The 19668-nt window shown below is 56.6% G+C and carries 18 protein-coding genes and 1 tRNA gene; 4 read left to right on the top strand and 15 right to left on the bottom strand.

The window, feature by feature from the left end:
• Window positions 1–297: 297 nt before the first annotated feature.
• The 3 genes from RT613_RS05400 to RT613_RS05390 form a co-directional block, all read right to left on the bottom strand.
• Window positions 298–483, bottom strand: coding sequence for a zinc-binding dehydrogenase (locus RT613_RS05400; RefSeq protein ID WP_313613568.1), 186 nt, complete (start codon window positions 481–483; stop codon window positions 298–300).
• Between the two features lie 261 nt (window positions 484–744).
• Window positions 745–1233, bottom strand: coding sequence for a zinc-binding alcohol dehydrogenase family protein (locus RT613_RS05395; protein ID WP_313613567.1), 489 nt, complete (start codon window positions 1231–1233; stop codon window positions 745–747).
• Window positions 1234–1255: 22 nt separating this feature from the next.
• Window positions 1256–1900, bottom strand: a complete 645-nt coding sequence (locus RT613_RS05390) for a hydrolase (protein ID WP_313613565.1) — start codon at window positions 1898–1900, stop codon at window positions 1256–1258.
• 153 nt (window positions 1901–2053) lie between these two features.
• Here RT613_RS05390 and RT613_RS05385 point away from each other — a divergent pair, with 153 nt between their 5' ends.
• Window positions 2054–2947, top strand: coding sequence for a LysR family transcriptional regulator (locus tag RT613_RS05385; protein ID WP_313613564.1), 894 nt, complete (start codon window positions 2054–2056; stop codon window positions 2945–2947).
• A 188-nt stretch (window positions 2948–3135) separates the two neighbouring features.
• Entirely contained in the window at window positions 3136–3498 is a 363-nt protein-coding gene (locus tag RT613_RS05380; protein ID WP_313613583.1) for a hypothetical protein, read from the top strand.
• 226 nt (window positions 3499–3724) lie between these two features.
• Here RT613_RS05380 and RT613_RS05375 read toward each other — a convergent pair whose 3' ends face one another.
• The 7 genes from RT613_RS05375 to kdpF form a co-directional block, all read right to left on the bottom strand.
• The gene (locus RT613_RS05375; RefSeq protein WP_313613562.1) at window positions 3725–4318 is read right to left on the bottom strand and encodes an ankyrin repeat domain-containing protein; all 594 of its coding nucleotides are present in this window, start codon (window positions 4316–4318) and stop codon (window positions 3725–3727) included.
• Window positions 4319–4534: 216 nt separating this feature from the next.
• Window positions 4535–5236 carry a response regulator transcription factor gene (locus RT613_RS05370; RefSeq protein WP_313613560.1) on the bottom strand — a complete coding sequence of 234 codons (702 nt, stop codon included), beginning with the start codon at window positions 5234–5236 and terminating at the stop codon, window positions 4535–4537.
• A complete protein-coding gene (locus RT613_RS05365; RefSeq protein ID WP_313613559.1) occupies window positions 5233–7926 on the bottom strand; it encodes a sensor histidine kinase KdpD in 2694 nt (897 codons plus the stop codon). The genes RT613_RS05370 and RT613_RS05365 overlap by 4 nt, the downstream gene beginning before the upstream one ends.
• Before the next feature lie 33 nt (window positions 7927–7959).
• Window positions 7960–8526 (bottom strand): potassium-transporting ATPase subunit KdpC, encoded by a 567-nt coding sequence (kdpC, locus tag RT613_RS05360; RefSeq protein ID WP_313613557.1) that lies wholly within the window; start codon window positions 8524–8526, stop codon window positions 7960–7962.
• A gap of 2 nt (window positions 8527–8528) precedes the next feature.
• Window positions 8529–10565, bottom strand: a complete 2037-nt coding sequence (gene kdpB / locus RT613_RS05355; protein ID WP_313613556.1) for a potassium-transporting ATPase subunit KdpB — start codon at window positions 10563–10565, stop codon at window positions 8529–8531.
• 11 nt (window positions 10566–10576) lie between these two features.
• Window positions 10577–12286 carry a potassium-transporting ATPase subunit KdpA gene (gene kdpA / locus RT613_RS05350; RefSeq protein WP_313613555.1) on the bottom strand — a complete coding sequence of 570 codons (1710 nt, stop codon included), beginning with the start codon at window positions 12284–12286 and terminating at the stop codon, window positions 10577–10579.
• Window positions 12287–12303: 17 nt separating this feature from the next.
• A complete protein-coding gene (gene kdpF / locus RT613_RS23850) occupies window positions 12304–12390 on the bottom strand; it encodes a K(+)-transporting ATPase subunit F (RefSeq protein WP_409558772.1) in 87 nt (28 codons plus the stop codon).
• Window positions 12391–12802: 412 nt separating this feature from the next.
• Here kdpF and RT613_RS05345 point away from each other — a divergent pair.
• Window positions 12803–12879 (top strand) — tRNA-Arg (locus RT613_RS05345).
• Window positions 12880–12944: 65 nt separating this feature from the next.
• A complete protein-coding gene (locus RT613_RS05340) occupies window positions 12945–13085 on the top strand; it encodes a hypothetical protein (RefSeq protein ID WP_313613553.1) in 141 nt (46 codons plus the stop codon).
• Window positions 13086–13095: 10 nt separating this feature from the next.
• On the opposite strand, the gene RT613_RS05335 is transcribed toward RT613_RS05340, so the two are convergent.
• The 5 genes from RT613_RS05335 to RT613_RS05315 all read right to left on the bottom strand — a co-directional run bounded on the left by RT613_RS05335 (window position 13096) and on the right by RT613_RS05315 (window position 19630).
• The gene (locus RT613_RS05335; RefSeq protein ID WP_313613552.1) at window positions 13096–14190 is read right to left on the bottom strand and encodes a DUF1513 domain-containing protein; all 1095 of its coding nucleotides are present in this window, start codon (window positions 14188–14190) and stop codon (window positions 13096–13098) included.
• 12 nt (window positions 14191–14202) lie between these two features.
• A complete protein-coding gene (locus RT613_RS05330) occupies window positions 14203–15324 on the bottom strand; it encodes an imelysin family protein (protein ID WP_409558771.1) in 1122 nt (373 codons plus the stop codon).
• Window positions 15325–15335: 11 nt separating this feature from the next.
• On the bottom strand, window positions 15336–16865 hold the full coding sequence (locus RT613_RS05325; RefSeq protein ID WP_409558767.1) for a di-heme oxidoredictase family protein: 1530 nt from the start codon (window positions 16863–16865) through the stop codon (window positions 15336–15338).
• A 43-nt stretch (window positions 16866–16908) separates the two neighbouring features.
• Window positions 16909–18186 carry an imelysin family protein gene (locus RT613_RS05320; RefSeq protein ID WP_313613546.1) on the bottom strand — a complete coding sequence of 426 codons (1278 nt, stop codon included), beginning with the start codon at window positions 18184–18186 and terminating at the stop codon, window positions 16909–16911.
• A gap of 154 nt (window positions 18187–18340) precedes the next feature.
• On the bottom strand, window positions 18341–19630 hold the full coding sequence (locus RT613_RS05315; protein ID WP_313613545.1) for an RsmB/NOP family class I SAM-dependent RNA methyltransferase: 1290 nt from the start codon (window positions 19628–19630) through the stop codon (window positions 18341–18343).
• Window positions 19631–19668: the final 38 nt, after the last annotated feature.

Below are 19668 nucleotides of genomic sequence, written 5' to 3'. Positions count from 1 at the left end.
AAATGCGGCATACGGGCAACCGTATCGTGGGTTCGAATCCCACCCTCTCCGCCATAACAGCCTTTGAGATCTCCAATTCCATTTTCTGGCTGATTACCGCATTATTAAAAATGCAACTCTGAAAATTGCCGGTTTTACACTACAGTTCAGCATATTTGGGGGTCGGAAATCGCGATGGAAAGCGATTGTAGCTTTCGTCACATCACTATCGCACATCCGCGTGCCACTTTTTCGATGCCAGTGAATCATTCCCCAACATCGGAAAACGAATAATTTTTCAATGATCTCGGATCGCAATTATCGCGTCGGAATAACGACGACACCTCCAAGGATGGAGTTGCTTTCGGCATAGGCATGGGTCGCAACTACGTCTGCGAGCGGAAATACTCTGTCGATCACCACTTCAATAACGCCGACCGCTGCCAGTTCCAGCATCTGGGAGATCGTCGCATAGACGTCAGGTTTCTCGAATTGAGTACCCATGAAGACGCCGAAAATCGATTAGTTCGCCTGCAACGCAGGCCACAGATCGATCGAGAGTGCAGCGCCGCCTGCATTGCCGACGAAGATCAGACGCCCCTCGCTTCGGAGTGCTGCAGGTTAACCTTGCAGTGTCGCCCCAACCGGGTCGACGACAAGATCGACACCGTGACTTCCCGTCAATTGCATGACTGCCTCGACGACATTAGCCGAGTGATGATCAATCGCATGATCCAGTCCAAACCTGACAAGCCGTTCCGCACTCTAACTGCCTGAGACTGTGGCAATGACGGTTGCGCCTGCCGGGACGAGCACAGTTTCACCGCGCTTCAAAACACCGCGTGTAAAAAAGCAATTATAAGCGGTTCCGAATGTAATCGGTAGTGCAGCTGCAGCGGGCATGTCGGGCCCTTCCGGTACCGGCCAAGTGCGACTGACAGGGATTGCACGCAACTCGGCGTGCGATCCGGAGAGATCGAAGCTCGTCACCTTCTGGCCCACATGACGGTTCGATACGTTTTGTCCCACCTCGATGATTTCGCCCGCGGCCGCGTAACCGATGACGAAATCCAGATGGGGAGGTTTGATGGAGGCACGACTGATCAGGTCACCGCCCTCAATAGCGGCGGCTTCAACGCGGATCAGAACACCATCGTCTGGACAAATCGGCTGAGGAACTTCCATGTAACGGAGGACAGTAGGTGGGCCGGGATGGCGAAGGTCGAAATGAGGATCATTCGAACCTCTCGTCAAACATTCGCCATCCCGATCCTGATCAGCCAGATACTGGGGTGTTGAGAAGCTGCTGCTCCCAAAGATACGCGACGCCGCTGCCGCCGAAATGCTGTATGAGGATCTCAGTCAGCTCGTCGACATGCTCGGTGCGCGCCCAATCGCGTTGCCACTCGCCCGCAAGCGCCATCACGGTCATCATGTTTGCGCCGGCCTGGATCATTCGCTGGACGGCAACTTCGTGCGACTCCTTTGAAATCCCGCCCGAAGCGTCGGTGATCACGGTTACGTCCCAGCCTTCGCCTGCGGCTTGGATCGCAGGCATTGCAACGCAGACCTCCGTCCATAGGCCAGCGATGATCAGTTGCTTGCGACCGGTTGCCTTGACGACATTGACGACATTCTCGTCCTGCCACGTGTTTACCCAGGTACGATCGATAACCTCCTGTCCAGGGAAGACATCGGTGATCTGCCTGAAAAGAAGTCCGCCACGCGCCGCGATCACACTGGTGAGAATGGTCGGAACATTGAAGGCTTTTGCCAGCTTCGCCAGCGCAGTCGTATTGTTGACCACCATCTGCGGATCGTGGCTGTTGAGATTTGCGAGCTGGTAGGGTTGATGGTCGATCAGAACGAGGACCGAATCTTCAGGACGAAGAAGAGAATCGAGGCCGTTACGAAGGGTCATCAAGACTTCCTTTCTTTGCTGCCATGAATGGCATGGGTTCAAGAGAGACAGGCATCAACTGGTGACGTTGTCGGACGGCAATTTGCTGTTCCTTTTGCATGCGCAATAGTGTCAAAGTCAGACAAGCTGTGTCGCAAAACGGGGAACGCCGGAATGGACATTGAAGATTTGCAGACATTCGTCGCGGTGGCTGATGCCGGGGGAATATCGGCGGCCGCGCGTCGGTTAGGCGTCTCAAAATCAATCGTCAGTCGGCGTCTTTTTCGGATCGAGGCGGAGCTTGGCATCCAGCTGCTTGCAAGGACAACGCGCGGTGCGGCACTTACCGAAGCGGGCATCACATTCCGGGACCATGCGGCAAGGGCCAGCGCCGAGATTGATACTGCCAGAGAAACAATCCTGCCAAACGGCGAGCTGCATGGCCGTTTACGGGTTGCCATGCCGCTGACGTTCGGAGCGACCCATTTCGCCCCTGTCCTTGCCGAAATGGCGCGCTTGCACCCGAAGGTTCACATCCATACTTCCTATAGCGACCGCTTCGTCGATCTCATTGCGGAGGGTTTCGATTGTGCGATCCGCAGCGCCTACCTTCAGGACTCCAACCTGATCGCAAAACGCGTCGGACCAATCCATGGCAAGCTTGTCGCCAGCCCGGACTATATCAAGTTACACGGCTCGCCCGAAACGCCAGACGAAATCATCACCCACCAGGCCCTCATGCAAGGCACGGAAGCCTGGCAATTTATGGATGGCGACAATATCGTCACGGTTCAGCCCCAAGGCAGGTTCAAGGCCGACAGCGCCGCACCGCTTGCTGCCGCCGCTGCTGCGGGTCTCGGCATTGCATGGCTACCCGATTGCATCACGCATCCCTATGTGACCTCAGGTGCGTTGGTTCCCATCATGACACGTTACCCGGTCCCTCCAGGCGGTGTTTATGTCGTGCGTCCGCCAAGCCAGCATCCCACCCGAAAAGTGCGGGTTCTCACCGAAATGCTGACCGAGTATTTCAAGCAGAACCCAGAACTTTGGGGCCGTGACGGATAGGGCATGAATGCGACGACCTCGTTCTCGGTGTTGTCGTTTAGTTCAGCCGCAACAACCTTCAGTCCAAGGACTCTGCCGAGCATTGAAGGAAATGCAGGCTCATATCTGCCATTGCCTCTGCTGGCAGACGCGCTATCATGGCCACGCTGTAAGACGATAAGCTTTGGGAGGAGCGACACGTGAGACGCATGTGGCCAGACGAATTTGCCTTTCTGCTTGACGGTGCAGAAGAGGTTGACCTGAACATTCCACCGGTGGTGCATGACAATGGCTCTACCAGCGACGCTCATTCCAGAAAGGCGCTGAAACTTCGTATCAGCCAGGAAGATTTTGAGAAAATCTGGCCCATGGCGGAAGCGCGTTATCGCTTGGGCGGTCGGTTTTCGGGCAAGGCGATTACCCTGATCGCCAACAATCCACACTACCAGCAATGGCATCCCTCCGATGGTGGCAGCGTCGAGGCGGTGTCTGACAGCGGCCAGACATATACGACACCCTATGTGATCGTGCATTTTCTGCTGGATGATGTCCGCGAAGCTGTAGAAGCCTAAGAGCGAACAGAAGAGCAATTTTGTCAGTGGTCGACATATGGTTTTAGAACCATATGTCGTATCCGTGCTCCAGCACCTTGAAGACAGGAAAATAGACACTGCAAAATCGGAGCGCTTCATTGCCAATCGATCAATCGAACGAGGCAATGCGGTCAAGACCTTCGAGCTGTAGGTAAAATTCTGGCGCATCGGTTTTCACCGCTGCGCCAGGATTTACCGTCCAGATCTATCGTTTTTCGAGAAGAGCGATGATGTCCTGATAACCGCGGCTTCGCGCATGCTGTAGAGGTGTCACACCGTCATTGTCTGCCATGTTGATGTCCGCGCCAGCCTCAAGCAGAAGCCTGACAATCTCGACATGGCGTGGTCCGCCATCACTCAAAATGATGGCCTCGATGAGCGCCGTCCATCCCAGATTATTGACGTGGTTCACGTCAACGCCTGCGTCGATCAGTGTTTTTACCGTCTCGACGTGCCCGCGTTCTGAAGCTGGTATCAGGGCTGTACCACCGAAACGGTTGGTGCTTGTGAGGTCCGCGCCATGGGCAAGGGTCAATTTGAGAATGTCGAGATGCCCTCGTGCACCGGCGTAGAGATAGGGGCTGTCATTGATATTGTCCTTGGCGTTTACATCCGCTCCGGCCTCGATCAGCAATCGCGCTGCTTCCACATCATTGGCGTGGGTGGCAATCAGCAAGGCTGTCTGGCCGCGCGCATCGCGCTCCTCCAGCGCCGCACCATTTTTCAGCGCTGATGCGATTGCCTGATGATCACCGCGTCGGACGATGTCGGTTAGGGGATACTGTTTTGTGTCTGCCATAACAGCTCCAATCATCACAAAGGTCATGGCAATCGTACTCAACATGATCCTGACCAAATAACGCATGGGCGGCCAATTTATCGACAATCGCCACACTCCTCTGCTGTCGTTTGACGGTGCTAGAGCATAGAAGCGGCAGATATTTGTCAATGTGACAGCACATGACTTTACATGACTGCAGGAGGTAAAACTTGGTGAAAGTTGCACCTCACACTCTCATGTTTGATCAGCAATCAGCCTGTAGCCCACACCAGGTTCGGTGCGTATGATGGCTGGATTGACAGGGTTCCGTTCGATCTTCTGTCGTAATTGCCCGATAAACACCCGCAAGTAATGCAGATCGTCACCATGGGCGGGCCCCCAAACGGAGGTCAGCAGGGTTTTGTGGGTTACCACTCGGCCCGCGTGCCGGGCGAGTAGCGTCAGCAGATCATATTCCTTTGGCGTGAGCCGGATGGGCTGGTCACCGCGCGTCACATTACGTTTCACCACATCGAGTTCCAGCCCGTCGGCATGAAAAATAGCCGGTATGGTGTCTGTCTTCTGGCCACGATGGCGCAGGGCATTGCGAATGCGCGCCGTCAACTCGCCAATGCCGAAAGGTTTTTCAACATAGTCGTCGGCGCCGAGATCAAGCGCGGCAATCTTTTCATTTTCACGGTCCCGGGCAGACAGGATGATGATCGGGATGTCCGACCAGCCGCGCAGACTGGCAATCACGTCCTTGCCGTCCATATCCGGCAATCCGAGGTCAAGAATGATCAGGTCGGGCGCGGTCGTTGCCACGGCTTTCAGGGCCTCGTTGCCGGTTGCCGCTTCCACAACCCCGTAACCGGCTGCCATGAGCGCCGGTTTCAGGAACCGTTGGATCTGTGGTTCGTCATCAACCACAAGAATATTGGCAATCGTCGCGTTCATTTCGGTTTTTGGACTTTCTGCTGTTTCGGTGCCGGAAAACGCATGACGATGCGGGTACCCTTCTTTTTAACGGCCGGGCTTTCCGCATGGATATGGCCACCCATCGCTTCAACGAAACCGCGTGCGATGGAAAGTCCAAGACCGGTGCCGGCAGCGCGTCCGTCCGGTTTGCCACGACGGTAGAATTTTTCGAACACCCGGTCCAGATCATCCGGCGGAATGCCCTTGCCATGGTCTGTCACGGAAACAAGAACATCGTCTCCATCCCGGCGGGCATAAATGTAAACCGGTTCCTTGCCACCATATTTGACGGCATTGTCCAGCAGGTTGAACAGAACCTGGCCCAACAGAACGCTGTCGCCTTCAATCAGCGGAAGATCGGCTGCAATGCCGGTTTCGATCAACCGATCGGGGAAATATTTGCGAATGCGATCAGCGGCAGCATGCACCACATCTGCAACATCGATCCAGTCATGGCGTGGTTTCAGGTTGCCGGCCTCAATACGGGTCATGTCGAGAAGATTGGCCACGAACCGGCTCATCCGGCTGCCTTCCTCTTCAATGGATTGCAGAAGGTCGCTGCGACTTTCCGGTGGCATTCTGTCGCCAAATTCGCGCAGACTGGTCACCGCGCCGGTAATCGTCGCGAGCGGCGTTTTCAGGTCGTGAGAGATGGAGGAAAGCAGCGCTTCGCGATATTTTTCGCCCTCCAGTTTCGCAGCCTGCGACACACTTTCTCTGGCAAGCCGCGCCCGGTCCAGCGCAATGGCGGTCTGGTCAAGAATGGCAGAGAGCGCACGCTCCTCATTCATGTGAAGATGTTCATTGGTCTGCTCGACCCCGCAAACACCAACAACACCGTGAGGCCCCATCAGTGGACGGAACTCAAAACGGCTGTTGGGCAGAGTGCCGGTGCCGTGACCGGCATGCTCCTGTTTGTCATGGCTCCAGCGGGCAGCCGTCAGGTCGGTAATATCCAGCTCCGTATCCGGCGGCCAGGCCGCAGCCACCTTCACGTCTCCTGCATCTGGCAGCAATAAAACCACGTTGCGTTTGAGGCTGACCTGAAGCTGCGACACCGCAAGCCAGATGGTGTCATCGGCCTTGGCATTGGTGGAAAGTTTGCGCGAGAAATCATAAAGCGATTGCAGCGCGGTTGCCCGCACGCGTGCAACAGAGGCCTGTTCCTTGATCCGAGATGCAAAACCGCCTGCAATCATCGCTACCGCCAGGAAGATGAACAATGCAAACACTTCATGCGGTTTGGAAATGGTAAAAGTCAGCAGCGGATCGATGAAGAAGAAATTATACGCCAGCGTGCACATCAGTGCCGCCAGAAAGGCTGACACGTAGCCGCCAGTAACCGATGCTCCCAGAACCGCCAGCAGAAATAGCAGGGAGATATTGGGCAGTTTTATAAACTGGTCGATGACAAGCGCACTGGCCGTGGTTGCCAGTGTAAAGCCCAGGGCAAACAGGGTTGATTGGCGAAGGGCAGCAAGATTGGGCAGGCTAAAGCGCAGCTTTCGCACGCGGGTTTCTGTCCGCTCCGGTGTCACGAGATGAATGCCAATCCCGGCAGCGCGGCGCGACAAGACTTCATGCAGGGATGGTGAGCCGAATCTTATCCAGCTTCGCAGTTGCCCCGTGCCAATGACGATTTGTGTCGCATGTTCCCGGCGCGCGCATTTGAGGATTTCTTCAACAAAGTCGCTGCCGATAATGTGCTGGGTTTCCGCGCCCAATTGTTCGGCCAGCCGAAACAGTGCTTCCATCCGCTGGAAATGCTGCGTGCTACTGGCTTCACGGTCGGCGCGCTCTACCGAAACAACGATCCACGGCGCGTTGAGGCCGGATGCCAGGCGGCTTGCCACACGAATGACCTTTTCGGACAGATCATCCGGGCCAATACAGACAATCAGCCGTTCGCCAGTGGCCCATGGTCCTTCAATGGCATTTTGTCGGAGATAATCGACCATCTGGTCGTCCACCCGGTCGGCCGTGCGTCGCAACGCCAGCTCCCGAAGGGCAGTAAGATTACCAAGCCGGAAAAACCGGTCGACGGCCCGGCTGGCGCTTTCAGGCAGATAAACCTTGCCCTCTTTCAGGCGCTCGATCAGTTCGGTTGGCGGAAGGTCGACCAGCAACACATCATCGGCCCGCTTGAGCACGGTGTCGGGCACCCGTTCACGCACGGTCACACCGGTGATCTGCGCCACCAGATCAGCAAGACTTTCCAGATGCTGGATGTTCATTGCCGTCCACACATCAATGCCGGCGGCAATCAGCTCTTCAATGTCCTGATACCGTTTGGGGTGGCGGCTCCCATCAGGGTTGGAATGGGCCAGTTCATCGACAATGATGATACGTGGCTTGCGGGCAAGGGCCGCATCAAGGTCGAACTCTTCCAGCCTGCGGCCACGATGCGCAACCCGAATGCGCGGCAGGATCTCCAGCCCATCGATCAGCGCAGCGGTTTCACCACGCCCATGGGTTTCCACCAACCCGACCATGATATCGCAGCCGTCGGCCTTCAATCGCCTGGCACGCGAAAGCATGGTGTAGGTTTTGCCAACGCCGGGGGCAGCCCCCAGAAAAACCGTCAGCTTGCCCCTGCGTTCTTTCTCCGCAAGGGCAAGCAAGGCATCCGGGTCTGGTCTGCGCACATCGTTGCGGTCAGTGTCCGCCATGCGGTGTCTCGTGGTTTGAGGGTGATGCCTGAATCACTGTAACTGATCCAGCGCCAGATTGATCTCTAGCACATTTACACGCGGCTCGCCGATGAAGCCAAGATCGCGTTTTTTGACATGTTGCGACACAAGATCAGCCACGGCTTGTCGTGGCAGGTCACGGACCGTTGCGATGCGGGTAATCTGCGCACCGGCATAATCGACAGAGATTTCCGGGTCCAATCCTGACCCCGACGTCATCACGGCATCGGCGGGAACGGGTGCCCCCATTCCGGATGTCTTCAGCTTTTCCACATCTGCGGCAACACGGTCGCGCAATTTTATGGAGGTCGTGCCGAGATTGGAGCCGGATGAGGCGGAGGCATTATAGGCGTCCGGACCGGTGGCGGATGGTCGTGGCCAGAAATAACGATCAGTCGAAAAATTCTGACCGATCAGCGAAGAGCCGATAGTGGCTCCGTTGCGTTCAACAAGGCTGCCATTGGCCTCGGCCGGGAACATGGCCCGCGCAATGCCGGTAATGGCAAGCGGATAGGCCAGTCCCGTCAGGGCAGTCATGGCAAGAAGCAGTGTCAGGGCAGGGCGAATATGGTTCAACATGGTTACACCAGATGGAGAGCTGTGATGGTGAGATCGATGATCTTGATGCCGGCAAAGGGCAGGAGAAGACCACCAAAGCCGTAAATCAGCAGATTGCGGCGCAGCAGAACGGCGGCACTTGCCGGACGGTAACTGATGCCACGCAGCGCCAGCGGAATTAGCGCTATGATAGTCAGCGCGTTGAAGATCACCGCTGACAGAATGGCCGACTGCGGCGACGCCAGTTGCATGATGTTCAATGCACCAAGCGCCGGATAGGTTACGACAAACAGTGCCGGGATAATGGCGAAATATTTCGCCACGTCATTGGCAATTGAAAACGTGGTCAGCGAACCGCGGGTCATCAGCAGCTGTTTGCCGATTTCAACGATCTCGATCAGCTTGGTTGGGCTGGAGTCGAGATCGACCATGTTGGCTGCCTCACGCGCGGCCTGCGTGCCTGTCTGCATGGCAACGCCGACGTCAGCCTGCGCCAGCGCCGGTGCATCATTGGTGCCGTCGCCGCACATGGCGATCAGGCGACCACCTTCCTGCTCACGGCGAATGTAGGAGAGCTTGTCCTCTGGGGTAGCCTGCGCCAGATAATCGTCAACGCCGGCTTCCGAAGCGATCGCCGCCGCTGTTACCGGGTTGTCGCCTGTGACCATCACAGTGCGAATACCCATGGCGCGCAGTGCGGCGAACCGTTCCTTGATGCCGGGTTTGACAACATCCTTAAGGTGGATGGCACCCAGCAGACGTTTACCGTCCGTCACAGCCAGCGGTGTGCCGCCGCTGCGTGCAATACCGTTAACGGCCTGGCGGAATTCCGCCGGTGCCGCCTCGTCGCTAAGGCCCGCATATTTCAAAACGGAATCGACAGCGCCCTTGCGCAAGTGGCGCTCGCCGATATCGACGCCGGACAGGCGTGTTTCGGCAGAAAAATGAATGATGTTGTCGAATGTGCTGTTAGGCACGGCAATGCCAAACTCACCTGTTGCAAGCGCCACGATGGAGCGACCTTCCGGTGTCTCATCGGAAAGGCTGGCAAGCAGTGCCGCCTCCGCCAGTTCTGCCTGGCTGACGCTGGGCGCAGCCAGAAAATCACTGGCCATGCGGTTGCCGAAGGTGATGGTACCAGTTTTGTCCAGCAGCAGGGTATCCACGTCACCGGCTGCCTCGACAGCACGGCCCGAGGTGGCAATGACATTAAACCGCACCAGTCGGTCCATACCGGCAATGCCAATGGCCGAGAGAAGACCGCCAATGGTGGTCGGGATCAGCGTGACCAGAAGCGCGGCCAGAACCGTGACCGACAGGACTGTGCCGGAGTAACCTGCCAGTCCCCATATCGCCACGCAGACAAACAGGAAGATCAGTGTCAGTCCCGAAAGCAAAATGGACAGTGCAATCTCGTTCGGAGTTTTCTGACGTTTGGCGCCTTCAATCAACGCGATCATGCGGTCCACGAAACTGGAACCAGGGGCAACACCAATCCGGATGCGGATTTCATCTGACAGTACTTGCGTGCCGCCTGTAACAGCCGAGCGATCACCGCCGGATTCACGGATAACAGGTGCGGATTCGCCTGTAATGGCGCTTTCATTGACGGATGCCACACCCTCAATCACGTCACCGTCGCCGGGAATAAGCTCTCCGGCAGAAACGATGACGATATCGCCAACCCTAAGATTGGTCGCAGGCACGTTTTCCGTTTTCCCTGACGACAACAAACGGCGGGCAACCAGTTCGGATTTGGCTTTTTTCAGGCTGTCGGCCTGCGCGCGGCCTCGGCCTTCGGCAACCGATTCAGCGAAGGTCGCAAACAGCACCGTAAACCAAAGCCAGGCGGCTATCTGGCCTGAGAAGGACGCTTGAGCCGTATTGTAACCAAGGTCGCGTAGAAACAGCAGGGTGACCACCAGCGCAACAACCTCGGTGACAAAGATCACCGGATTGCGCACCAGTTGGCGCGGGTCGAGCTTGAGGAAAGCGTCGTGCATCGCTGGTAGCACAATGGCAGGGTCGAAAAGTCCAGGAGCCTTATGATCCTTTGACATGATGTATTCCTTTAGAAGCTCTGGTTGCCAAGCATGGCAAGGTGCTCGACGACAGGGCCGAGTGCGAGTGCCGGGAAAAATTGCAGGCCACCGAGAATGAGGATGATGCCGATCAGCAGGCACACAAACAGTGGCCCATTGGTCGGGAAGGTACCTGACGATGGTGGCACCTTGATCTTGGCCACCAGCGAACCGGCAATCGCCATGACAGGCACGACATAGGCAAAACGGCCAAGCAACATGGCAATGCCAAGCGTGGTGTTGTACCAGACGGTGTTGCCGCTGAGGCCACCAAAGGCAGAGCCATTGTTGCCGGCAGCCGACGTGTAGGCATAGAGAATTTCGGAAAGACCGTGCGGACCTGCCGTCCCAATGCTGGCAACGGCAACAGGCAACATGGCCGAAACTGCCGTGAAACCAAGAATGACCAGTGGCAGGATCAACACCGCCAGCATGGCATATTTCATTTCCCGGCCTTCAATCTTCTTGCCAAGAAATTCTGGCGTGCGGCCAACCATCAGACCGGCCACGAAGACCGACAGAATGGAAAAAACCAGCATGCCGTAAAGACCGGAGCCAACGCCGCCCGGCAGCACTTCGCCAAGCTGGATCAGGAACATCGGCACCAGACCACCAAGGCCGGTGAAGGAGCCCTGCATGCCGTTGACGCCACCATCCGAGAGACCTGTTGTGACAGCGGCATAAAGCGCGGTCATGGCCTGGCCGAAGCGAACTTCCTTGCCTTCCATATTGCCAAGGGCAGGATCAACGCCGATCGACGTCAGGATCGGGTTACCCTGCGCTTCTGCCCAGTAGGTGACGCTAACTCCTGCAATTAGCAGAATTGCCATGGCTGATATCAGTGCCCAGCCTTGACGGCGGTTTCCGACCATCTGTCCAAATGTGTAAACCAGCGCTGCCGAAATCGACAACATGGCGAACATGTTCAGATAGTTGGTGTACACGGTTGGATTTTCGAAGGGGTGGGCAGCATTGACGTTGAAAAATCCGCCGCCATTGGTGCCAAGCTGTTTGATGGCCTCCTGCGATGCGACAGGACCAAGCGCGATAACCTGTTGCGCGCCTTCCAGCGTGGTGGCGGTCACAGCCGTCTCAAGTGTCTGCGGCAGGCCCATGGCAACAAAGGCAATGGCAACGACAATGGAAATTGGCAGCAGCACGTAAAGTGTGGCACGGGTCATATCGACCCAGAAATTGCCCAGGGTCGAAACCTTCGAACGAATGAAGGCGCGTGTCAGGGCCATGGCAAGCGCCATGCCCGTGGCGGCAGACAGGAAGTTTTGCACCGTTAGACCCGCCATCTGGCTGAAATGGCTGAGCGTGGTTTCACCGCCGTAGTTCTGCCAGTTGGTGTTGGTGACGAAGGAAACGGCCGTGTTGAAGGCAAGGTCGGAAGACATACCGGCAAACCCTTGCGCGTTCAGCGGCAGGTGGGCCTGCAAGCGCAGGATCGTATAAAGCACGACGAAGCCGGCAATGGAAAAAACCAGCATGGAAAGTGTGTAGGCGAGCCAGCCCTGTTCCTTGTTGGCATTCACGCCGGATGCTGCGTAGAGGCCGCGCTCGAATGGGCCGAGCACCGGTGACAGAAAAGTGCGTTCACCGGAAAAAACACGCGCCATATAAAGGCCAAGCGGTTTGATGGTGAAAAGCACGGCGAGGAAAAGGAGGCTGATTTGCAGCCACCCGATAATAGTCATGGGAATCTCCTGCAGAATCAGAAGCGCTCGGGCCGCAAAAGCGTGACCACGAGATAAATGCCGAGGGCGATAGCGACGAGAAGGCCAAAAAGGGCTTCGATCATGGTGCGGTCACCTCTCAAAGCCGGTCGAGGGCGCGCGCGTAAAGGGCGAGCACCAGCAAGGTGCCAAAACCCACGCCCACAAAAATGAGGTCGGACATATCAGGTTCTCCTGTTGATACGCCTAAAGGGTAGAGCCGCATCAGGTCAGGTTTCGATTGGGAATTTGTCGCCCCGACATAAGGAAAAGATAAAGACCGGTAATCGCTCTTGGAGCCGAATTAAATCTTTGTCTGAGCGGTAAAATATATAAGGCATTGTTATGTAATGTATTTTAGTGATTTTTCTGTTGGTTTTCCCGCGTTTTCGCACCGCTTATTGGCTTAAAATGCAAATTTATGACGAAAAGCGCTTGCAATCAGTCATAGGACGTTTTAGAGGATCGCCACGCAAGCAAAACAAGTCTTCGCGTTACGCACCCGTAGCTCAGCTGGATAGAGCATCAGACTACGAATCTGAGGGTCAGGAGTTCGAATCTCTTCGGGTGCGCCACTTTCCTTCTTTGATATCAATATGTTGCAAGTCGCCTTTTAAGGGTGTTGTTGTAAAACGTCAGCATGGCACCACCACGCTTTGCTAAACATGGCTTGATGGTTTTTGATTCCAATCAGCCGCTGGTCGGCCGTGCGTTGAAGCTCGTCATGGGCAAACAAAGCCAGGCCGCAGCGGACACGTCACCCAAAGTGCTGTCTGCCTGAGACGCAGCGATTACTCGACCAGCCTGACAATATGCTGGTCGAATGCAACATCGCTGCGCTTGTCGCCAAAACGTCCATCATAAGAAGAAACCACAATGCCCTTGGCGGCGGCGGCAACGCCGGCCGCTTCGCGCACAGTTGTTTCGGAGAGCACCTGGCCCGTCGCCTCATCCAGTGTGACTGCAGCATTGCCATTGGGCGAGGTCAGTCCCACAATGCCATCACGGCGGTTGACGGCAATCGCGCCGACATAATTGGCCAGCCGCTCGGTTGTTTCCTCTGGCAGATCGATGAAACGGATATCTTCGCCTTTGGAGAAATATCCAGCCAGAGGCGGCAGGTCATTGCGCGGCCCTTCATATTGGCAGGCAAACCAGATGCGACCATCCTCACCAAGATCGACGTGACGCGTGGAAAGCTGGCTCAACCTCGCCGGCATAGTATGTTTCTGCACCAGATGCCCGCTTTTGGCATCAAGCAGCACCAGAGATGGCTGCATGCGGTCAATATTGAGTTTGGTGCGCCCGAAGTCTGGATGGGTTTCAATACCGCCATTGGCAATCACAAGAAGGCGGCCGTCATCGCTGACGGTCATGTCATGGGTGCCGATGCCGTGGGCATCAAACTCGGCAAGACGCCTGAACCCGTCGCGCGCGTCGTAAAGGCCAATGACACCACGATTGCCGTCAAAATCATTTTCACTGGCGTAGAGAATGGAGCCATCGGGCGAAAACTGCCCATGCCCGTAAAAGTGCCGATTTTCCGGGGTGTGCATGACAACGGGTTCGACACCTCCTGCTGGGTTGAAGGCCATGGCAAATGTGCCGGGTCGGCGCGCAAAGGCCACCGTCATGCCTGACTTGTGGCAGGTGGCCATGCCATGCGCACGGGCCGGCAAGGTCAGCCGGTCGATGATGTCGCCACCTTCGCTTAAGGTGGCGATGCCGTAGGAGCCGTCACGGGCGCGAAAACCGGATGCGAACACGGCGTCTGCTCGCTCCAGCGCATAAAGCGAGCGGGGAGAAAGCGCCGTCAGGAAGGAAACACCGGCTGCCTTGATGAAATGGCGCCGATCGATCAGCAGGGTGCTTTTTGCGCCTGTCATCGCCTGTGCGCCTCAGTCGCCATCGGAGAAGGAAAAACCGGAACTGAGACCAATGGCACCACCATACTGGTCGTTCAGACGGTAGATGAAATCGCGACTGTTCAGCAGGAGGTAATCGACCTTGGCGCGTTGCTCGTCATTGGCCAGGGCCTTTTCAACATCGGGATCAATCGTGCCGGCCACCCTGACCATGGATTTGGCGAGAAAATCGATAGAACCGCTGATGGAACGCTGGTCGGATGGCAGAAGGTCGGCCATGCCAGCAGTTTTCATCAGGGCTTGAACGGCTGTGACATTGTCTGCGATGCTTTTCCACGTCTGGCCGGAGCGCCAATAGATTGCGGTGCGCGGGAACTTGACCTTGTCCGGCCCTTTATAAAAGGTCTCTATGCGCTGGTCACGGATGGTTTCCGAACCATGTACGAGAATACCGAGCAGGGCGACGATTGCTTCCCGCTCATCACGAAAGACCGGATTGTCAGGACCGGGCTGTGTCCAATTTTTGCTGGCCCCTTCAGGATCGTCCCAGATGGTCTGAAGATCCTTGGCAACATTGGCGATGTTTCCGGCAACCGCTGCACCATACCGGCAGCGAAATCCATCCTTTTCCTGCAACAGCGTTTCAGATCCGGTACCGTAGAGCACAAATTCCAGCGCGCCGAGCCCCTGTGCCGCAACGCTCTTGCCTTTTAGGCTTTCGGCATGTGTTACACTCTCGTCCTTTTCGTTCAGGTACCTTTGTACCTGCTTGAGGCCAAGACTCTTGCGATCGGGATAATAGAGAATGCGCTCGAAACGGTTCTGCTCGATCACCGGACCGACGCGAACAATTTCAATGGTCGACCATGTCTTGACCGTGGCTGCAAAGGCACCGGTGGCCGCATCCAGCGTTGTCTGCGACGGTGCTGCGCACAAGGCTTTCATATTGCCTTTCAGCGAGGTCGCAGAGGCTGCAAGGGCCGCATAACCAGGCCTGATGAAATCATCGACCGCCTTTTTCATGATCACCCGTACCTTGGCTGGATCAAGCGGCGGTGGCGGCAAGAGTTCGACGTCCTGCGCCTTGGCGTTAAACGCGCTCAGCACCAGCATCAATGGCAGAAGGGACAAGGTTTTTCGCATGACAGGTCGCACCAAACGTCGCATCAGAGGGACTCCAGAAAAGCCAGCAAAGCCTGCCGGTCGGATTTTTGCAAGGCTGCAAATGCATCCCGTGCGGTCTGCGCCTCACCACCGTGCCACAGAATGGCTTCGCTGAGGTCGCGCGCTCGCCCGTCATGCAAATAGAAGGTATTGCCGTTTACGGTTTTCGTGAGGCCGATACCCCACAGTGGCTGCGTGCGCCACTCGCGTCCGTTGGCCTCGCCCACCTGCTGGCCATCTGCCAGACCGTCGCCCATGTCATGTAGCAGAAAATCCGAATAAGGCCAGATCAGCTGGAAGGCATGCAACGTGTCGGTCGCGTCACGGCGCGTCACATATTTTGGCGTATGGCAGTTCGTGCAGCCGGAGGTGTAGAACATCTCCTTGCCGCGCAGGGTGATCGGATCACTCACCTTGCGGCGTGCAGGCACCGCAAGGTTTTCCGTATAAAAGGTCACAAGGTCCATCACCGGATCAGGCGCTTCCGTTGTGCCGAGCCGGGCTTGAACACCGGTCGGCATGGCAAGACAGTCCGTCTGGGCGTCTGTGCAGTCTCCGTAGGCATTGGGCATGTCAGGTGTGGAAATGCCAATGTCATGGGAAAACGCTGCGGCACTCTGGTCGCGGACATTGGAATTTTGCGCCTTCCAGCCGAAGCGCCCCAGTCTGAGGTCACCGGTTCTGTGGTCCCTTACCCACGCTGGCTTGCCCGATATGCCATCACCGTCGCGATCATCCGGATCGGCTTTCGCCAGAATGTCATCGTCGTGAATGGCCTCAATCAACCCTAGCCCGAGAGTGGGCTGCGCAATACGTGCCGACAGCGTGGTGGCGGGATCAAGAGCACCGTAATGCAATCCATCAACGCCATAATCGGGCTTGCGCAGCATCACGGTTTCACCGTCACCCAGCGTCACAGCCGTCTCCTGATAGGTAACGGTTAGACGACCCTCGGATTTCAGGCCGGGAATGGCCAGGTTTTGGAGCTGGCTGCCGTAAATGGGGTCAGGAAAATTCAATACGTCATGGCGGGCAATGGCGTCTTGTTCCGCTTGCGTCGCCGGCGTGCGTGCCAGCCGCAAAAACATCGATACGGCCTCTTCGCCTTCGCGTGGCGGGCGTCCGCGCCCATCATTCACATGGCAGCTTTGGCAGGAGCGGGCATTATAAAGTGGCCCCAAGCCGTCCGAGGCCTGCGTGGAGGAGGGCGAGGACACCCATAATTTCTGAAACAATGCGTTGCCGAGCTTGAAGTCCTGTCGACGTTCAAACGGCATATTGGCCGAAAAGTGCGAAAAAGCGCCACTGTTTGCCTTGGCCTTGCTGGTGGTTGCCCCGGCAGACATGGCTTCAAAAGGTTCCGGTTTTGAAAAGTCTTGTGTCGGCGTGGTCACGGCATCGACACGAGCGCGATCCTCGACCGACAGATCGCTGCGGCCGGCAGGCTTCATGTCATTTGCAAAGGCAGGGAGCAGCAGGACTGTTGCAGCCAGCGCGCAAAGAAGCAACCGGGAAGGCCGGAAATGGAGCATGGGTGGATCGGGCCGTATAGCGTCTACACGGCCCGCCTTGTTCTTATTGGAAAACAGCGTTCGGGTTGTCGAGGCTGTCGGAGCCTTCCAGCTCGATCTTGCCAATGTCGAGGGCAGTGATCACGCGCTCGATGCTCTTGGTCTGGTCAACCAGACCATCAATGGCGGCCTGAACAACGGCATTGCCTTCCGCATTGCCTTCACCAATCATCTGGTCATAGGCTTCACCGGCTTCTGCACGCTTTTCCATGGCGTGCATGGCGTCCAGCGTCTTGTTCAGCTTGCCCTTGATCTCTTCGTCCAGCGCCTTGTCTTTTTCGACAACGAGATCGGACAGTGACGGGCCGGTCATCTTGGTGCCGTCGACGCGGGTATATTCGCCGCTATAGGCCGAAGCGATGCCGATTGCGTCGTTCAGATGCGAGGCATAGGTGTTGTCGGAGAAGCAATCATGTTCTTCTTCCGGATCATGCAGCAGAAGACCAAGCTTCATGCGCTCACCAGCCAACTCGCCATAGGAAAGCGAACCCATGCCGGTCAGGATCGCGGTGATGCCTGCCTTGGTATCGGAGGTGACAGTCTTGGTGGCGTCACCCTCTGGTGCCCAAGCGGTGACCATGTCCTGCAGGTCGGCAACAAGCAGGGTGGTTGCAGCCTTCAGATAGGCTGCGCGGCGGTCGCAATTGCCATTGGTGCAATTTTTGGTGTCGTAGTCGGTGTAAGGGCGGTTGCCCGCACCTGGACCAGTGCCGTTCAGATCCTGCCCCCACAGCAGGAATTCGATGGCGTGGTAACCGGTGGCAACATTTGCTTCAACTTCGCCGGCTTCGTGCAGGCTCTGCAGCAATTCAGGCGTGATATTGGTGGCATCGACATCTTCGCCGCTGATTTTCAGCGTCTTGTTGGCAATGACATTGGCAACGTAAAGCTCGTTTTCATCGCTTTCCGTGCCGTAGGAACCGTCGACATAGTCGATCAGGCCTTCGTCCAGCGGCCAGGCATTGACCTTGCCTTCCCACTCGTCAACGATCGGGTTGCCGAAACGATAGACTTCAGACTGCTGGTAAGGAACACGCGCCTTGATCCAGGCGGCGCGGGCGGCTTTGAGCGTTTCTTCGCTCGGCGTTGCGATCAGAGCGTCAACGGCCTTTTCCAGTTCCTTTGCCGTGTTCAGCGAATCTTCATATTTGGCATGTGCCAGTTCTGCATAATGCTTGACGACAGCAGCCGGGTCGGTTGCTGCGCGAGCAGGAACGGCGGTAAATGCGGCCGAAGCGGCCAGAAGCGCCAGTGTGGCGCCGAGAATGGATTTGCGGATCATGGTCCCTCCTTTTGCGACGCCAAATATCCTGCGCCGCGGGCAGCCGAGTTCTGAACCAATCACAAACCTGTGTCAAATAATCTAGTTTAGAACCTTTTCAAACAAAGAAGCGAATCTGACGCCCGTCATTTTGACGAGCGTCAAATGCTCAAGATCAGGCAGATTTCTGCATGGCGCAGAAGAAAAAACCGTCCGTATCGGTTGATGCAGGCGTCAATGTCATGGTGGTGCCATCGGAAGAGTGCGGGCGTCTGCCTGCCTTGCCAAACAATCCGTCCCACAGCGGCAATGCGGATTGAATGCTGAATTCGGGGTTCTCGGCGCAGAAATGGCGAACCTGGCGTTCATTTTCCTGCGGTAGAACGGAGCAGGTGACATACAGCAGAAAACCGCCGGGACGTACAAATGCCTTGGCCTGTTTCAACGCATCATTCTGCTGCTCGACGCGTTCTTCGAGGTTGCGGGTTGTCAAACGCCATTTGGTATCAGGGCGTCTGCGCCATGTGCCGGTACCGGTGCAAGGCGCATCAACCAGAACACGGTCAAACTTGCCGATGAATGGATTGAGGCCTGCAGCACGGTCATGGACCTGCACATTGCGCGTGCCAGCACGCTTGAGACGTTCGATGATGGGCGCAAGACGTTTGCGGTCTGCATCGAAGGCGTGAACCTGCCCCTTATTGTTCATGGATGCGGCCATGGCCAGCGTCTTGCCGCCACCGCCAGCGCAGTAGTCAAGAACCTGTTCGCCCTCTTGCGCACCGGCCAGATCGGCTACGATCTGCGAACCTTCGTCCTGCACTTCGAACCAGCCTTTCTGGAAGGACAGCTCGGCGGTGACGTTTGGAAGGCGGGATGGGCCAGAGCCTGCCGGAATGCGGATGCCCTGTCGTGCGATAAGCGTTTTCTCAGCACCAGCGTCGTCCAGCGCCTTGAGCACCTTGTCGCGGGTGGCTTTCAATGTGTTGGCGCGCAGGTCGAGTGTCGGGCGTTCATTCAGCGCCTGTGCCTGTTGCAGCCAGCTGTCGCCAAAAGCCTCCTCAAACGAGGCCTGTACCCAGTCGGGAATGTCACCCTGCACATACAGCGGTGCATCAGACAAATTGCGGGACTGGAAGGCGTTGAGTGCGCTGTCGGAAAGGGTTTCAGGCGCAAACTTGTCGCCGTCGAATTCGGCGCGCAATGCGTCGGCCGTCATGTTCCATTGGCGCAGCATCACACCATAACCAAGCGCGGTGGCGCTATCGTCGTCCATCAGCCAGGCGTGGGAGAGTTTCATGCGCAGGGCATCGTAAACGATATTGCCAATGGCTGCCCTGTCACCCGAACCTGCAAAACGATGTGCAAGTCCCCAATCCTTCAAGGCATCGGCCACAGGGCGCTTGCGCGTCTCGATATCGGCCAGTACCTCGATTGCCCCGGCTAAACGCCCGCCCAAACGCATATGCTACCTCTCAACTATGATCGTCTGGTTGGTAGCGG

The sequence above is a fragment of the Agrobacterium sp. genome (assembly GCF_032092815.1).
Taxonomy (GTDB): Bacteria; Pseudomonadota; Alphaproteobacteria; order Rhizobiales; family Rhizobiaceae; genus Agrobacterium.
The sequence above is the reverse complement of the archived record's forward strand: the minus strand, read 5'-3'. Positions and strand labels throughout refer to the sequence as shown.

Excerpts from the sequence above, each read along its gene's own strand:
- RT613_RS05400 (WP_313613568.1), bottom strand. The coding sequence starts at position 483 with ATGGGTACTCAATTCGAGAAACCTGACGTCTATGCGACGATCTCCCAG.
- RT613_RS05390 (WP_313613565.1), bottom strand. The coding sequence starts at position 1,900 with ATGACCCTTCGTAACGGCCTCGATTCTCTTCTTCGTCCTGAAGATTCG.
- RT613_RS05385 (WP_313613564.1), top strand. The coding sequence starts at position 2,054 with ATGGACATTGAAGATTTGCAGACATTCGTCGCGGTGGCTGATGCCGGG.
- RT613_RS05380 (WP_313613583.1), top strand. The coding sequence starts at position 3,136 with ATGTGGCCAGACGAATTTGCCTTTCTGCTTGACGGTGCAGAAGAGGTT.
- RT613_RS05375 (WP_313613562.1), bottom strand. The coding sequence starts at position 4,318 with ATGGCAGACACAAAACAGTATCCCCTAACCGACATCGTCCGACGCGGT.
- RT613_RS05370 (WP_313613560.1), bottom strand. The coding sequence starts at position 5,236 with ATGAACGCGACGATTGCCAATATTCTTGTGGTTGATGACGAACCACAG.
- RT613_RS05365 (WP_313613559.1), bottom strand. The coding sequence starts at position 7,926 with ATGGCGGACACTGACCGCAACGATGTGCGCAGACCAGACCCGGATGCC.
- kdpC (WP_313613557.1), bottom strand. The coding sequence starts at position 8,526 with ATGTTGAACCATATTCGCCCTGCCCTGACACTGCTTCTTGCCATGACT.
- kdpB (WP_313613556.1), bottom strand. The coding sequence starts at position 10,565 with ATGTCAAAGGATCATAAGGCTCCTGGACTTTTCGACCCTGCCATTGTG.
- kdpA (WP_313613555.1), bottom strand. The coding sequence starts at position 12,286 with ATGACTATTATCGGGTGGCTGCAAATCAGCCTCCTTTTCCTCGCCGTG.
- kdpF (WP_409558772.1), bottom strand. The coding sequence starts at position 12,390 with ATGATCGAAGCCCTTTTTGGCCTTCTCGTCGCTATCGCCCTCGGCATT.
- RT613_RS05340 (WP_313613553.1), top strand. The coding sequence starts at position 12,945 with ATGGCACCACCACGCTTTGCTAAACATGGCTTGATGGTTTTTGATTCC.
- RT613_RS05335 (WP_313613552.1), bottom strand. The coding sequence starts at position 14,190 with ATGACAGGCGCAAAAAGCACCCTGCTGATCGATCGGCGCCATTTCATC.
- RT613_RS05325 (WP_409558767.1), bottom strand. The coding sequence starts at position 16,865 with ATGCTCCATTTCCGGCCTTCCCGGTTGCTTCTTTGCGCGCTGGCTGCA.
- RT613_RS05320 (WP_313613546.1), bottom strand. The coding sequence starts at position 18,186 with ATGATCCGCAAATCCATTCTCGGCGCCACACTGGCGCTTCTGGCCGCT.
- RT613_RS05315 (WP_313613545.1), bottom strand. The coding sequence starts at position 19,630 with ATGCGTTTGGGCGGGCGTTTAGCCGGGGCAATCGAGGTACTGGCCGAT.